This is a genomic window from Streptomyces sp. NPDC059002 (assembly GCF_042740435.1).
GTDB lineage: Bacteria > Actinomycetota > Actinomycetes > Streptomycetales > Streptomycetaceae > Streptomyces.
This window is the reverse complement of record NZ_JBHYJI010000005.1, coordinates 208,315-221,983: the sequence shown is the minus strand read 5'-3', so window position 1 is coordinate 221,983 and position 13,669 is coordinate 208,315. Positions and strand designations below refer to the sequence as shown.

Genomic DNA, 13,669 nt, shown 5'->3' with positions numbered 1-13,669 from the left:
CGGCCCCTCCCTATCGATCACCACGTCAGCACCGTATCCGCTGTTTGCGCCGGGCACGACAACCGGACAGACGGTCTGTACGAACAACTGCCGCCCCGGCACCGGGGACGATCACTTCGGCAGGAGCGTCCGCCGGGGTCCGCCAGGTCATCGTACGGAGTGAACTGTCTTTCGGCGTCCATCAGTTGGAGGACGCGGCCGACCTCTCGGGCCCGCTCCCGCCGGGCCGCGGGTGCGGGCGTCGGCGGGCCGTGAAGATGTGAAGGAACTTCTCCCGGCGGGCACCCCGCGCACCTCTGCCCGGGTACACCGGATGGCGCAGTCGGCGTGCGCTCGCGGGCGCCGACCGGTCTGCTGGCTGAGATGGGAGACGACATAGACAGCCCGCGTCAGGCGGGCACCACACGACGTGACGCACTGGGGATGGCCGCGGTGCTGCTGGCCGGCGGCGCCCTCTCCGTGCGGGCGGCCGCACCGGCGTCCGCCGCCGGGTCCGACGACTCCTGCGCGGCCCACTACGACGCCGAGTTCGAGTCGGCGCTCGCCCTCGGCGACGAGGAGATACCCGACGACGAGGACCGCGGACTCGCGGAGTACGGGCCACCGGGCCGGTGCGCGCTGCCGCTGCGGCGGCACTACCGCATCACCACCCCCTACGGCGTGCGCGGCAACTGGCTCGCCGGCTACCACACCGGCATCGACCTGGCGGTCCCGCGCGGCACCGCGGTGTACGCGGTGGGCGGCGGCGTCGTGGTTCTTGCCCGCTGGTCGGGGGCGTACGGCAACGCCGTCACCGTGCGGATGCCGGACGGGCACTACGCGGTGTACGCGCATCTGTCCCGTATCGGCGTGCGCAAGGGCGCCCGCATCCGCACCGGCGCCCGGATCGGGAGCAGCGGCAGCACCGGGCGTGCCACCGGGCCCCATCTCCATCTGGAGATCCGGGCGCGACGGCACTACGGCTCGGACGTCAATCCGCAGCGGTACCTGGCCCGGCGCGGCGCCCGCCTCTGGTGACGGGCGTGCCGAGGCCCGCCCGCCTCAGGACGTCAGGGACTTGAAGGCGCGGGTCTGCTCGACGATGGCCCGTTCCGTGGGCAGCCGTTCGATCGACGAGGCGCCGAAGAAGCCGACGACCCCGGTGGTGTGCTCCAGGACGTACCGCGCGTCGTCGGGTTCGGCGATGGGGCCGCCGTGGCAGAGGACGAGCACGTCCGGGTTCACGCGCTTGGCCGCGTCGTGCATCTCCTGGACGGCGGCCGCGGCCTGGTCGAGGGTGAGTGCGGTGCCCGCGCCGATCGAGCCCTTCGTCGTGAGGCCCACGTGCGGCACGAGGACGTCGGCGCCGGCCCGGGCCATGTCCGTGGCCTGCTCGGGGTCGAAGACGTAGGGGGCGGTGAGCAGGTCGCGCTCGTGGGCGGCGCGGACCATGTCGACCTCCAGGCCGTACCCCATGCCGGTCTCTTCGAGGTTGACGCGGAACGTGCCGTCGTACAGGCCGACGGTCGGGAAGTTCTGGACGCCGCTGAAGCCCATGGCCTTCAGCTGGTCGAGGAAGAGGTCCATGCGGCGGAACGGGTCGGTGCCGCACACCCCGGCGAGCACCGGGGTGTCCTTGACGACGGGCAGCACCTCGCGGGCCATGTCGGTGACGATCTCGTTGGCGTCGCCGTACGGCAGGAGTCCGGCGAGGGAGCCGCGGCCCGCCATCCGGTAGCGGCCGGAGTTGTAGATGATCAGCAGGTCGACGCCGCCCGCCTCCGCGCACTTGGCGGAGAGGCCGGTGCCCGCGCCCGCCCCGATCACGGGCTTTCCCGCGGCCACCTGGGCGCGCAGCCGGGCGAGTGCTTCCTCGCGGTTCATGGTGTTCTCCTTCACGTGCGGGGCGGCTCCGGACCGCCGGGGCGGGTCGTGCGGCGGGGTCAGCGTCCTGCCGGACCCGCGGACCGCTCGGTGATCAGTTCGTGCAGGCGGTCGGCCATCGCGATGGCGAAGGACGCGTCGTTGATGTGGGCGTCGATTTCCCGCAGCCGTACGCCGCTGCCGCGCACCGTGGCGCGCAGCGCCTCAAGGCCCGCCGTGTCGGCCACCCCGTCGTCGAAGGGGCCGCCCGCCACGTCCACGGCGGACAGACCGCGCAGGGGCCAGAACAGTTCGGCGGGGCCGCGGGCCGCGGCGAGCTTGTGGCCGAGCACGGTGCCCAGTTCGGTCATCTCGTCGGCGGTCGTCCGCATCAGCGTCACCGTCGAGTTGTGCACGAGCAGGCGCCGGTCGGCGAACCGCTCCGGCACGCTCGCCGCGGGCCCGAAGTTGACCATGTCGAGCGCGCCGGGCGCGACGACCTGCGGCACGGCGGCGGCGCCCGCGGCGGTGAGCCGGTCGGGGCCCGCGCTGAGCACTCCCCCGACCAGTTCGTCGGCGAGTTCGGTGGTGGTCAGGTCGAGCACGCCGTCCAGCATGCCGTCGGCCGCGAGCTTCTCCACGGCCCGGCCGCCCGCGCCGGTGGCGTGGAAGACGAGGACCTCGTAGCCGAGTTCGGCCAGGCGCGCGCGGGCCGTGTCGACGGCGGGCGTGGTCACGCCGAACATGGTGGCGGCGACGACCTTGCGGCGCGGCCCCGCGAGTTCCTCGTGGTTGCGCTCCCTGCGCCGTGCCATGCCGGCCGCGGCGGCCGCCGCGTTGCCGAGGACCTGGCGCGAGACCGAGTTGATGCCGGAGATGTCGACGACGCTGTACATCATCGTGAGGTCGCTGCTGTCCACGTACGGCGCGACGTCGCCGCCCGCCATGGTGCTGACCAGGACCTTCGGTACGCCGATGGGCAGCGCCCGCATGGCCTGCGCGGCGATCGCCGAGCCGCCGCTGCCGGCCGCGGCGAGCACCGCGTGCAGCCGCCCCTCGCGGTGCAGGTCGAGGACGACGCGGGTGAGCCCCTCGGCCATCGCGGAGACCGCGGCACCCCGGTCGCCCGCCGTGCGCAGCTTGCTGAGGCCCTGCCCCGCGGCGCGCGCCACGACGTCGGCGGGCACGTCGGGCGTGGGTGCGTGGGCGGGCGGCGGGTGGATGCCGGTGTCCACGAGGAGGACGTCGCTGCCGTACTCCCTGAGGCGCTCACGCAGCCAGGCGTACTCCTCGCCCTTGGTGTCCAAGGTTCCGACAAGGACCACGGTCGCCATGTCCCTCACGCTCCTTCATGTGCCCGGTGCTGCCGATCCTGCGGCCCTCCCGGGGCCGTGGCAACGACCAGTCGGGGCCGATTGGCCTGCGCGTCCTGCCTGGTCGTCGCGGGCGGGCCGGGGCCTGCGGGGCGAACGGTGCCGCGGGTGGAGGAAGATGAGGGCATGGCGAAGATTCCGACGGCCGGGCTGTCCCGGCTGCTCACCGGCTGGTCCGCGGAAGGGTCGGGTCCGCTGCCCCGGCGGCTCGCGGACGCGCTGCGGGAGCTCGCCGAGCGGGCCGACGTGCCGGCCGGTTCGACGCTGCCGTCGCAGCGCGAGCTGGCGCTGGTGCTCGGCGTGAGCCGGTCCACGGTGACCGCGGCGTACAGCCTCCTGGAGGACGAGGGCTGGCTGGAGAGCCGGCGCGGCAGCGGGTCGCGGCTGCGCGGCTCGGGGTCCGTCGGGCGGGACGTGGGCGAGGGGCGGCTCGCCAGCTTCGACGCCAGGACCGGCACGGCGGACCTGTCGAGCGGCGCCCTGGACGGCCTCGGCACGGTGGGCGACGTGGTGGGCGCGCTGACGGCCGACGACCTCGCGCCGCTGCTGCGCGCCGACGGCTATCTGCCGCACGGCCTGCCCGAACTGCGCGAGGGCATCGCCGCGTACTACCGGGCGGCCGGGGTGCCGACCGGGCCCGAGCAGATCCTGGTCACCTCCGGCTCCCAGCAGGCGGTGTGGCTGGTCGCACAGGCCCTGGTCGACCCGGGCGACACGGTGGTCGTGGAGAACCCCACCTACCGGGGCGCCCTGGAGGCGCTGCGCTCCCGCGGGGCGCGGCTCGTGCCGGTCGGCGGCGACCGGCCGGGCGCGGGCGGCGAAGGCGCCGATGCGGGGGCGCTGCGGCGGTTCGGTACGACGGTGCGGCCGCGCCTCGTCTACCTCCAGCCCGCCGTGCACAATCCGACGGGCCGCAGCCTGGACGCCGCGGCGCTGCGGGCGTGGGCGGCGGCGCTCGCCGAGCGGGAGGTGGTCACGGTCGAGGACACCGCGTGCGCGGAGCTCGGTCTCGCGGACGACGGGGCACCCGTGCCGCTGGCCGCCCGGCTGCCCGCGGCCTCCACGATCACCGTGGGCACGCTGTCGAAGCTGTTCTGGGGCGGTCTCCGGGTGGGCTGGGTGCGGACGTCGCCGCTGCTCGTGGCCCGCCTCGGGAAGATCAAGACGTCGGTGGACCTGTCCTGTTCGGTGGTGGACCAGCTGGTGGCGGCACGGCTCCTCGGCCGTCTTCCGCAGGCGCGTGCGGCGCGGCGCGCGGTGCTGCGGGACCAACGGGCGGGCGCGGAGAAGCTGTTGCGGGCCCGGGCCCCGCACTGGGAGTGGGACCGGCCTGCCGGTGGGCCCGCGCTGTGGGTCCGCGTCCCCGGCACGGACACGGAGGCGATGGCCCAGTTGGCGCGGCGGCGCGGGGTGGCCGTGGTGCCGGGGTCGGCGTTCTCGGCGGTGGACGGGTTCCGTGACCGGCTGCGGCTGCCGTACGCGCATGGCGTCGACGCCCTCGAAAGGGCGCTGCCGACGCTCCTCGAGTGTGCGGAGCGCAGCCGGTCGCAGAAGGCTCAGCCCTCGGGGTAGAGGACGAACAGCGTGCATCCGGTGGTGGTCTGCGGAATGTGCCAGGAGCCCGCGGGGGCGTGGATGAACGAGCCCGCCGGGTAGTCGCGTTCGCCGTCGTTGAAGACGCCGGAGACCACGAAGACCTCCTCGGGTCCCGGTTCGTGCACGTCGATGCCCTCCCAGCAGGAGTGCGGATCCATCTCCAGGACGTTGGCGCTCGCGCCGTTCTCGCCGTGCCACAGGGGGCGTACGCGGATGCCGGGGAAGAGTTCACGGACCGGGGCGTCGGCCACGGCCGACCACACGTAACCGGCCATGGCGTTCTGGTCCGCGTCGTTCATCTGTGCCGTCTGTGCTGCATGTTCCGTCGTCATGGCTTCAGCCTGTCCGGCCGTGGACGGTCCTCCCAGTGTCAGAAAAGTCATGGTGAGGTACTTTCCTGCCATGCATCGTGTGGTCGCCCTCGTTCATCAGCCCCAGTCGACCTTCGAACTCGCCTGCGCGGCCGAGGTCTTCGGGATCGAGCGGCGCGGCCTCGCGACCCGGTACTCGTTCGGCGTGTGCACCGAGCGACCCGGTCCCGTCGCCACGCGCGCCGGGTACGACATGCTCGTGGGCGACGGCCTGGACGCGCTCGACGCGGCGGACACCGTCGTCGTCCCCGGCTGGCTGCCCCCTCAGGAGCCGCCGTCCGACGAGGTCCTCGCGGCGCTGCGCCGCGCGCACGGCCGTGGCGCGCGGGTGCTCAGCATCTGCTCCGGCGCCTTCGCGCTGGCGTACGCGGGGCTGCTCGACGGGCGGCGGGCGACCACGCACTGGGCGCTCGCGGACCAGCTGACCGCGCGCTTTCCGGGTGTTCGGGTCGATCCGGACGTGCTGTACGTGGACCACGGGGACGTGGCCACCAGCGCGGGCGCCGGAGCGGGCGTCGACCTCTGCCTGCATGTGGTCCGCGCGGACCACGGCGCGGCGTACGCCGCGCACGTCGCCCGGAACATGGTCATGCCGCCGCACCGCGAGGGCGGGCAGCTGCAGTACGCGGCGCCCGCCCACCCCGACCAGTTCGACGGCTCGCTCGCGCCGCTCCTCGCCTGGGCCGGGGAGCGGCTCGCCGAGCCGGTCGGCGTCGAGGACCTGGCCGCCAGGGCGGGCCTCTCGGCGCGCACGCTGGCGCGCCGCTTCGCCGACCAGCTCGGCGTCAGCCCCGGGCAGTGGCTGCTGGCCCAACGGATCGGCCTGGCCAGGGAGTTGCTCGAATCGACCGACCTGCCCCTGGACGCCGTCGCCCGGCGCGCCGGGCTCTCGTCGGCCACCAACCTGCGCAGGCGGTTCCTGCGCGCCACCGGCACGACGCCGGGCGGCTACCGCCGGGCGTTCCGCGCGTCACCGCGCCCGCACTGAAGCGGCGCCGAAACCTTCAACTACGCTCCGTAATCGACGAGTTGACCACTGGCCATCCGCAGTCGATCCTCAATCCACTGTCCATACAAGGGTACGAATGGCTCTGAACGGGAACGATGCACATATGACTTCGGTGCCGCCCAGGACCCCGGTGGCGTCCGGCGCCGGTCAACGCACGCCGCGCCACCACCCATTCGACTACTCTGTGTAAGGAGACGCGACCCTGGTGGACCGGGAATCGGGCACCGCCGACTTCACCTTCGGCCTGCATCACCACGTGGTGAACGGCACAGATGTCCTTGCGTTCCGGGGCGAACTGGATGCCTGGGCCGACCAGGTACTCGCCCCGCGTGTGACGGCACTCCTCGACCGCGCCGGCCTCCAGGTCGTCGCGGACCTTCGACAGGTGACGTTCCTGGACGCCGGCGGCCTGCGCCTCCTCGTCCGCATCAGGCGGCAGGTCGCCGCGAACCACGGCATGTTGTGGCTCGTCCCCGGCACCGCGCGCAACTGGCGGGTGCTGTGCATCACCGGCCTTGACCGGGCCTTCTCCGTCCCGTGCCACGACCCGGTCGCGGGGACCCGCCCCGGGGCCAGGAGCGGGCTCCGCTGACCTGAGGGCGTGCGCCCGCGCGGCGCGCGCCACCTTCAGGGCGTCGGCTGAAGCATTTCCGCGGCCTCCCGGGCCAGCGCCGTGCGCAGCCGCTCATAGGTGGGGGCGAGACGCCGCAGCCCCTCCTCCAGAGCCCGGTCGTCCCCGGTGGTGAGCGGGAGTTGGAGGCCTCCCACGATCCGGGACTGCCCGGCCGCGACCGTCGCGCAGTCGGCCAGGCCCAGCAGCGCGAGGCAGTGGGCCGCGTCGTTCAGGCGACGGGCCCCGAGGCGTACGACGAAGGCGTCCAGGAGCGTACGGACGTCCGGGGCGAGTCCTTCGGCCACCTGATCGGCGAGTGCCTCGACCGCCGCGGCGCCACCGAGCGAGCCGGGCGGCACCGGCAGGTCGGTGCGCCCCGTCAGCCACGCGACCGCCCGGGGCGGACACGCCCGCAGCGCCTGGATCCCGGTGACCTCGCGCTCCCGGACGAAGCCGGTGCGCATGACGAACGGCATGTCGCTGTAGGCGATGGCCTCCGCCCGCCACGCGGCGACGAAGTCCGCGGTCGGCAGCGTCGCGTACGGATGGCCCTCCGGATCGTGGAGCAGCACCATGTCGTCCTCGACGGCGAGGACCACCACGTAGTGGTCGCCGCCGTCGACGACGGGGGTGCCGGGCCGGTAGAGCAGCAGCCCCATGTCCACCGGGCCCGCAAGGACGGGCCCGTGGGCGCAGGCCGCACGCAGCCGGCCCAGAGCCTCGGCGGGAGTTCCGCCCGCGCTGCGCGCGCAGCGCAGGCCGAGCAGTTCGACGGCCTCGTCGAGGCCGGTCTCCGGATCCCAGCCGTAGGGGTCGAAGAACGGCAGGGTGCCGCCGACGAGCTGGACCCCGAAGGGCGCGCCGGTCAAGGTCTCGACGACCGCGGCCGGGGGCGCGTCGGGCCCGATCATCATCCTCAGGGAGTGGGTGTAGCAGTAGGGTCCTGAACCGTTGTACGAGAGCATGCGCGGCCTTCTCCTCTGTGCGGGTCGAGGGGGTTCGGGTGGTCGGGACGCGGGCGCGGACGGTCAGTCGGCCGCGGCGAGCGGGGCCTGGATCTCGGTCACCCACTGCGCCCGGTCGTCGGGGCAGGCGAGGGACAGCTCGCGGGGAAGCCCCGCCGGACGGTGGCCGTGGGCGTCGATCCAGCGGGCCAGGTGCTGGGCGGCGGGCAGCACGTCGTCCATGCTGCCGCGGTGCACGACGGTGGCGGCGCGGTCGACGCCGGGCAGGTCGACGAGGCGTACGTCCCCGAGGCCGAGGGAGTCGACGGCGACCGGGAAGCCCGCGTGCACGATGATCGCCCCCTCCTGCGGGGCCTCCTCGTAGCGGGCCAGGCCCGGTCCGTTCCGCGCCACTCCTGCCGCGTCCAGACGGCGGCAGAGCTCGTCGAAGAGCGGGCCGACGACCGGCCCGATGTGCTGCGGGTCGAAACTCTCGGCGGTGCCGGTGAGTTCGGCGAGGCGGACGGGTGGCAGGGACTTCATGACGATGTCGTCGCCGGGCATGTGGCCCTCGCTCTCGATGGTCCGGAGCCTCGTCTCGACCTGGGCGAGGCGTGCCGTCGTCTCGGCCACGACCGCCTCCAGTTCGGCCCGTCGCAGCCGCAGCATGCCGCGCAGTTCCTCGGCGCTCACCCGGTCGTCGAGGATCGAGCGGATCTGCTGGAGCGTGAAGCCGAGGTCCTTCAGCGCGATGACGCGGTTGAGCCGGGCGAGCTGTTCCGCCTCGTAATAGCGGTAGTTGGTGGACAGGTCGACGTGGGCGGGGCGCAGCAGTCCGATGGCGTCGTAGTGACGCAGCATGCGGACCGACACCCGGCCGTGCTGGGCGAAGTCTCCGATGGTGAACATGACGCCTTCCAGTCCAGGGCCTCACACGGTGAGAGGGTCAAGCCCGTCAAGTCCACCAGGTTCCGTCACCGCGGGCGCGGTACGTCCGGTGGCCGCCTCCGTCACGTTCCCGCATGACACGGGGCTTTGGGGGCACTGGGCAGCCATGCGTCTTCTCCCGGCGGTCCCGCGCGCTTCGGCCGGTTCCTCCCGTGCCGCGACGGGCGAGGCGGTCGCCGCGGGCGCGCGCGTCGGCTTCGTCGGACGCGGGGTGATCTACGCCCTGGTCGGGGTCATCGCCCTGCGGATCGCCTTCTCCGACGGCGGGCGACGGCAGGCCGACCGTGGGGGCGCCGTGGCCGAACTCGCGCAGAAGCCGTTCGGGAACGTCCTGTTGTGGCTCCTGGGGATCGCCCTCGCCGGGATGGCGCTGTGGCGGCTCTCCGAAGTGTTCTCCGGCACGGCGGGACCGGACGGCGGCACGGCGGCCAAGCGGGCCATGGCCGCGGCGCGCTGCCTCTTCTACGGATTCGTCTCCTACTCCGTGCTGGCCTACGCCGCCGGGGACGCGGGCAGCGGCAGCGGGTCGAGCGACCGGCGGACCAAGGACGTCACCGCCGAGGTGCTCGGCTGGCCCGCGGGGCAGTGGATCGTCGGCGTCGCGGGGGCCGTGGTGCTCGGCGCGGGACTCTGGATCGCCGTCCGGGCCTGCCTGCGCACCTTCCACCGCCATCTGACGCTGTCGCGGATGTCCCGCGGGACGCGTCGCGCGGCCGATGTGCTGGGCGTGACCGGCGGGGCGGCACGCGGCGCGGTCTTCGCGACCGCGGGCGGCTTCGCGGTCGCCGCCGCGCTGCGGCACGAGCCCGGCGCGGCCAAGGGCCTCGACAACACGCTCCGGTCCTTCTCCGCCACCGTGGCGGGCCCCTGGCTGCTTGCCGCCATCGGCCTCGGGCTCATCGCCTTCGGTGCCTTCTCGTGGCTGATGGCGCGCTGGCGCAGGCTCTGAGCGGGCCCGGCCGCACTGCTCGGCCGGGCCCTTTCCCGCGGTGGATCTCAGACGACCGCCCCTGTCCCCCGCTCCCTCCTCCTGCGCGCCTCCAACGGGCTGTATCCGTCGGGGACTTCGGCCCCGCGGCCGGGACGGCCCGCGGGCGGCGGCGCCGGGTTGCGGTGTTCGAGGGCGACCGCGAGCGGCACCGCCGTGAACACGGTCGACGCGATGCCGACCACGACCCCGGCGATCAGTGCCAGCGAGAAGTCGGCCAGCGAGTCGCCGCCGAGCACGGCGAGCGCGGCCAGGATGAACAGGGCGCCCATGCCCGTGTTCACGGTGCGCGGCAGCGTCTGCACGACGGCCCGGTTGGCCGTGGACTCCAGGTCACCGCGCGGATCACGGCGGCGGCCTTCGCGCACCCGGTCGAACACGACGACCGTGTCGTTGACCGAGTAGCCGATCACGGTGAGCACCGCGGCGAGGAAGACGCTGTCGATCGGCTTGCCCAGCCAGGCGAACAGGCCGACCACGAGCAGCACGTCGTGCACCATCGCCGTCACCGCGGCGGCCGCCAGGGTCCAGCGGAACCGTACGCTCAGATAGATCAGCTGGGCGGCGACGGCGATACCGAGGGCGATCAGTGCCTTCTGCCGCAGTTCGCTGCCGAGGCTCGGCCCGATCAGTTCGTCGCGTTCGACGGTGACGGTGCCGCCCGGCTTCTCCAGGGCCGCCTTGACGCGCTGCTGTTCGTCGTCGGTGAGCTTCTCCGTGCGGACGGTGATGTCCCCTTCCCCGGACTCCTGCACCACCGCGCGCGGGAACCCCGCGTCGGAGACTGCGGTGCGGGCGGTGTCCGCGTCGACGGGCCTGCTGGTGCTGTACTCGACGAGGCGGCCGCCGGTGAACTCGACGCCGAAGTCGAGGCCGCGCAGCACGATGCCCGCGACGGCCACGGCGACCAGGAGCGCGCTCGCGCCGAGCCAGCGCCGCCGGTGGCGCACCAGGTTCGGGTTCCGGCGGGACAGCCAGGTGCGGACGCGGCCCGTGGAGGCGATGCCGGTCAGGTCGGGCCGCTTGCGCACAAAGCGCCGGGCGACGGCGAAGTCGGCGAGGACGCGGGTGATGACGAGCGCGGTGACCATCGACGCGAGGACGCCGATGCTCAGGGTCACGCCGAAGCCCTTGACCGGTCCCGTGGCGAAGAAGAACAGCAGTCCGGCGGCGAGCAGCGTCGTGACGTTCGAGTCGACGACCGCGCTCCACGCCTTGGCGAATCCGGTGCGGACGGGCTTGGCCAGGTCCTTGGTGCGCGCGCCGAGATACTCCTCCCGCGCACGTTCGAAGACGAGGACGTTCGCGTCGACGGCCATGCCGATGGCGAGCACGAACCCGGCGAGCCCGGGCAGCGTGAGGGTGGCGCCGAGTGCGACCAGGGCGGCGTACGAGATGAGGCCGTACAGCGCGAGGGCGAGCGCGGCGAGCGCGCCCATGAGCCGGTAGACGACGGTGATGAACAGGGCGGTCAGCGCGATGCCGATGACGGCGGCCTGGGTGCTCGCCTCGATGGCGTCGGCGCCGAGCGTCGGGCCGACGGTGCGCTGCTCGACGACGTCGACGGGCACCGGCAGGGCGCCGCCCTTGACGAGGGCGGCGAGGTCGCGGGCCTCGGACTGGCTGAAGCCGCCGGTGATCTGGGTGGCGCCGCCGGTGATGCCGGTGCCGCAGGCGACGCCTTCGTTGACGCCGGGCGCCGAGATGATCTTGTCGTCGAGGGTGATGGCGACGCGGCGTTCGGGTGCGCCCTGCGGTGCGCAGGCCGCCTCGCCGGTGACGCGGGCCCAGGTGTCGCCCGCCGCCTTGCGGAAGTCGAGCGAGACGGTCCAGCCCGACATGGACTGCTGGTCGAGGACCGCTTCGGCGTTCTTGACGCCCTCGCCGGTGAGCGCGGTGGGGCCGAGGACGAGGTGGTTGCCGGGGCGGTCCGGGTCGGGCAGGGTGCGCGAGCCGTCGGCGGCGGGCTCGGCCCGGCCCTTGTCCGGCGACTCGCCCGTCACCGGGTGGACCGTCAGCTGGGCGGTGCGGCCGATGACCTCGGCCGCCTTGCGCGGGTCCTGCACGCCGGGCAGTTCGACGATGATCCGTTTCTCGCCGGACCTGGCGATGCTGGGTTCGGCGACGCCGAGTGCGTCGACGCGGTGCCTGAGCACCTCGAGGGCACGGTCGGTGGACGCCGCGTCGGCCTTGACGGTGGGTGAGTTCTTGGTCTCCAGGACGATCTGGGTGCCGCCGCGCAGATCGAGGCCGAGGCGGGCGGATTGGGTGAGGGCGACATACAGGGACAGGGCGACGACGGCGAGCGCGACGATCGCCCGCCACAAGGGCGCGCGTTTCATGGGAGCTCCACGATGAGGGCAGGACGGAAGGACACCGGGCCGGGATGCTGTGCGCTTCCTGGTCAGGCGTCGGGGACGGACTGCGTGCTCATCGCAGGGGCGGGCCGCGCGGTGCGGCGGCCGCGACCGCGTGGCGCGGCGGCGCCAGGACACCCGCCGGGCGGGCGTCGGGGCCGCCGAGGGCGCCGTGCGGCGCCGTGTCGACGGCCGTGCGCGGCGGGCCCGCGGGCTGCGGGCCCGGGATGTGGGCGTCGACGCGGTGGGCGGCGGCGACGCGGAGTGCGGGGACGTCGTCGGGGGCGACCGCGCTGCGGTCGTGGGCGACGGCCACGTGGTGGGGGCCGGGTGCCTCGTCCGCTGTCCCGTACGCCGTCGTGGCGGCGGGGACGAAGAAGGCGAGGACGGTGACGACGAGGGCGAGCGCGGAGGCGGCGAGGCGCGCGGAACGGGTCTGCTGCGACACGCCTGCCCCCCGTCCCCTTCAGCTGCCCCGGTCCTCGTCCGTCCGGACCGCCGGGTGTTCCCGTGGGCGCGCACGGCGCGGCCCCGCCCCGCTCAACGTACGGGGCGCCCGGTCCGTTCCGCGGTGCGCCGCCGGTCTCAACCGCCGTACTCCACCAGGCTGGTCGGCACCACGATCTGGCGGGCGGTGCGTCTGGGGTCGTGCAGGCGGTCGAGGAGGAGGCGGCCCGCCGCGCGGCCGAGTTCGTCGCTGTCGTACGCGACGAGGGTGAGCGCGAGGCCGAGGGCGTCGGCGAGTTCGAAGTCGTCGAAGCCCGCGAGCGCGATGTCCGTGCCGGAGGAGCGGATGGCGCGGAACGCCCCGATGGTGTTGCGGTTGTTGGAGCAGAACAGCGCGGTGGGCGGGTCGGGCAGGGCGAGGATCTCGGCGGCGGCGCGGGTGGCCTGGTGGGGTTCCGTCTGGCCCTGGCGTATGTGGCGCGGCTCGGCGGTGAGGCCCGCGGAGGCCAGGGCCGCGGTGAAGCCGCGCAGGCGTTCGGTGCCGGTGTGGACGGCGGGCGGCGAGCCGAGGAATCCGATCCGGCGGTGCCCCCGGTCCAGGAGACGCTCCGTGGCGTCGCGTGCGCCGCCGAAGTCGTCGACCAGGACGCAGTCCGCGGCGAAGCCCTCGGGCGGCCTGCTGGCGAGCACCACCGGCACCCCGTCGGCCGCCGCCTGGGCGAGGTGGCGCTGGTCGGTGCCCGCGGGCACCGCGATGATGCCGTCGACGCGGCGGGCCACCAGGTCGGCCACCAACGTCCGCTCGGCGTCCGGGTCCTGTCCGGTGTTGCCGATGACGGTCTTGAGGCCGTCGCGCGCGACGACGGAGTCGACGCCGAGGGCGAGGCGCGAGTAGAAGGGGTTGGCGAGGTTGGTGACGACGAGTCCGACCAGGCCCGTGCCGCGGCCGAGGCGCAGGCTGCGGGCGACCTCGTTGGGCCGGTAGCCGAGCTCGGCGGCCGCGGCGCGGACCCGCTCGCGCGTCGCGGGCAGCACCTGCGGGTCGTCGCGCAGCACCCGTGACGCGGTCATCGCACTGACCCCGGCCCGCTCCGCGACGTCGCGGAGCGTGGGCTGCCCGCCCCTGGCGGCATGCGGTCCGGGCATGGTGGGTGGTGTCCTTCCGTTCCGTCCGGTGCTCT

13 protein-coding genes are annotated in these 13,669 nt (G+C 74.1%); 5 read left to right on the top strand and 8 right to left on the bottom strand.

Going from position 1 to position 13,669, the window contains the following annotated elements; genetic code table 11:
- Positions 1 to 363: 363 nt before the first annotated feature.
- Positions 364 to 1,017 carry a M23 family metallopeptidase gene (locus ACFWZ2_RS07660; protein WP_384543317.1) on the top strand — a complete coding sequence of 218 codons (654 nt, stop codon included), beginning with the start codon at positions 364 to 366 and terminating at the stop codon, positions 1,015 to 1,017.
- Between the two features lie 24 nt (positions 1,018 to 1,041).
- Here ACFWZ2_RS07660 and ACFWZ2_RS07655 read toward each other — a convergent pair whose 3' ends face one another.
- The gene (locus ACFWZ2_RS07655; RefSeq protein WP_384543314.1) at positions 1,042 to 1,863 is read right to left on the bottom strand and encodes a phosphoenolpyruvate hydrolase family protein; all 822 of its coding nucleotides are present in this window, start codon (positions 1,861 to 1,863) and stop codon (positions 1,042 to 1,044) included.
- Positions 1,864 to 1,922: 59 nt separating this feature from the next.
- Positions 1,923 to 3,176 (bottom strand): Tm-1-like ATP-binding domain-containing protein, encoded by a 1,254-nt coding sequence (locus ACFWZ2_RS07650; RefSeq protein WP_384543311.1) that lies wholly within the window; start codon positions 3,174 to 3,176, stop codon positions 1,923 to 1,925.
- A gap of 165 nt (positions 3,177 to 3,341) precedes the next feature.
- On the opposite strand from ACFWZ2_RS07650, the gene ACFWZ2_RS07645 reads away from it, so the two are divergent.
- The gene (locus ACFWZ2_RS07645; RefSeq protein WP_384543309.1) at positions 3,342 to 4,787 is read left to right on the top strand and encodes a PLP-dependent aminotransferase family protein; all 1,446 of its coding nucleotides are present in this window, start codon (positions 3,342 to 3,344) and stop codon (positions 4,785 to 4,787) included.
- Here the strand turns inward: ACFWZ2_RS07645 and ACFWZ2_RS07640 are convergent.
- On the bottom strand, positions 4,772 to 5,086 hold the full coding sequence (locus ACFWZ2_RS07640; protein WP_384543377.1) for a cupin domain-containing protein: 315 nt from the start codon (positions 5,084 to 5,086) through the stop codon (positions 4,772 to 4,774). The two genes, ACFWZ2_RS07645 and ACFWZ2_RS07640, sit on opposite strands and share 16 nt — an antisense overlap.
- A gap of 127 nt (positions 5,087 to 5,213) precedes the next feature.
- Here ACFWZ2_RS07640 and ACFWZ2_RS07635 point away from each other — a divergent pair, with 127 nt between their 5' ends.
- Both ACFWZ2_RS07635 and ACFWZ2_RS07630 read left to right on the top strand, forming a co-directional pair.
- Positions 5,214 to 6,170, top strand: coding sequence for a GlxA family transcriptional regulator (locus tag ACFWZ2_RS07635; protein ID WP_384543306.1), 957 nt, complete (start codon positions 5,214 to 5,216; stop codon positions 6,168 to 6,170).
- Between the two features lie 226 nt (positions 6,171 to 6,396).
- Positions 6,397 to 6,783 carry an STAS domain-containing protein gene (locus tag ACFWZ2_RS07630; RefSeq protein WP_384543303.1) on the top strand — a complete coding sequence of 129 codons (387 nt, stop codon included), beginning with the start codon at positions 6,397 to 6,399 and terminating at the stop codon, positions 6,781 to 6,783.
- A 35-nt stretch (positions 6,784 to 6,818) separates the two neighbouring features.
- Here the strand turns inward: ACFWZ2_RS07630 and ACFWZ2_RS07625 are convergent, their stop codons facing one another.
- On the bottom strand, positions 6,819 to 7,769 hold the full coding sequence (locus tag ACFWZ2_RS07625) for a hypothetical protein (RefSeq protein WP_384543300.1): 951 nt from the start codon (positions 7,767 to 7,769) through the stop codon (positions 6,819 to 6,821).
- A gap of 63 nt (positions 7,770 to 7,832) precedes the next feature.
- On the bottom strand, positions 7,833 to 8,657 hold the full coding sequence (locus tag ACFWZ2_RS07620; RefSeq protein WP_384543298.1) for a MerR family transcriptional regulator: 825 nt from the start codon (positions 8,655 to 8,657) through the stop codon (positions 7,833 to 7,835).
- 145 nt (positions 8,658 to 8,802) lie between these two features.
- Between ACFWZ2_RS07620 and ACFWZ2_RS07615 the strand changes: the two genes are divergently transcribed.
- Positions 8,803 to 9,645: a DUF1206 domain-containing protein gene (locus ACFWZ2_RS07615; RefSeq protein ID WP_384543296.1), complete on the top strand. Its 843-nt coding sequence runs from the start codon at positions 8,803 to 8,805 to the stop codon at positions 9,643 to 9,645.
- Between the two features lie 47 nt (positions 9,646 to 9,692).
- Here ACFWZ2_RS07615 and secD read toward each other — a convergent pair whose 3' ends face one another.
- The 3 genes from secD to ACFWZ2_RS07600 form a co-directional block, all read right to left on the bottom strand.
- Positions 9,693 to 12,026, bottom strand: a complete 2,334-nt coding sequence (gene secD / locus ACFWZ2_RS07610) for a protein translocase subunit SecD (RefSeq protein ID WP_384543293.1) — start codon at positions 12,024 to 12,026, stop codon at positions 9,693 to 9,695.
- Positions 12,027 to 12,114: 88 nt separating this feature from the next.
- Complete coding sequence (locus ACFWZ2_RS07605; protein ID WP_384543291.1) at positions 12,115 to 12,489, bottom strand: hypothetical protein; 375 nt, start codon at positions 12,487 to 12,489, stop codon at positions 12,115 to 12,117.
- Between the two features lie 137 nt (positions 12,490 to 12,626).
- Complete coding sequence (locus ACFWZ2_RS07600; RefSeq protein ID WP_384543288.1) at positions 12,627 to 13,634, bottom strand: LacI family DNA-binding transcriptional regulator; 1,008 nt, start codon at positions 13,632 to 13,634, stop codon at positions 12,627 to 12,629.
- Positions 13,635 to 13,669: the final 35 nt, after the last annotated feature.

What these genes read in the sequence shown, in the direction of transcription:
- ACFWZ2_RS07660 (WP_384543317.1), top strand. Translation starts at nt 364, where the DNA reads ATGGGAGACGACATAGACAGCCCGCGTCAGGCGGGCACCACACGACGT.
- ACFWZ2_RS07655 (WP_384543314.1), bottom strand. Translation starts at nt 1,863, where the DNA reads ATGAACCGCGAGGAAGCACTCGCCCGGCTGCGCGCCCAGGTGGCCGCG.
- ACFWZ2_RS07650 (WP_384543311.1), bottom strand. Translation starts at nt 3,176, where the DNA reads ATGGCGACCGTGGTCCTTGTCGGAACCTTGGACACCAAGGGCGAGGAG.
- ACFWZ2_RS07645 (WP_384543309.1), top strand. Translation starts at nt 3,342, where the DNA reads ATGGCGAAGATTCCGACGGCCGGGCTGTCCCGGCTGCTCACCGGCTGG.
- ACFWZ2_RS07640 (WP_384543377.1), bottom strand. Translation starts at nt 5,086, where the DNA reads ATGGCCGGTTACGTGTGGTCGGCCGTGGCCGACGCCCCGGTCCGTGAA.
- ACFWZ2_RS07635 (WP_384543306.1), top strand. Translation starts at nt 5,214, where the DNA reads ATGCATCGTGTGGTCGCCCTCGTTCATCAGCCCCAGTCGACCTTCGAA.
- ACFWZ2_RS07625 (WP_384543300.1), bottom strand. Translation starts at nt 7,769, where the DNA reads ATGCTCTCGTACAACGGTTCAGGACCCTACTGCTACACCCACTCCCTG.
- ACFWZ2_RS07620 (WP_384543298.1), bottom strand. Translation starts at nt 8,657, where the DNA reads ATGTTCACCATCGGAGACTTCGCCCAGCACGGCCGGGTGTCGGTCCGC.
- ACFWZ2_RS07615 (WP_384543296.1), top strand. Translation starts at nt 8,803, where the DNA reads ATGCGTCTTCTCCCGGCGGTCCCGCGCGCTTCGGCCGGTTCCTCCCGT.
- secD (WP_384543293.1), bottom strand. Translation starts at nt 12,026, where the DNA reads ATGAAACGCGCGCCCTTGTGGCGGGCGATCGTCGCGCTCGCCGTCGTC.
- ACFWZ2_RS07600 (WP_384543288.1), bottom strand. Translation starts at nt 13,634, where the DNA reads ATGCCCGGACCGCATGCCGCCAGGGGCGGGCAGCCCACGCTCCGCGAC.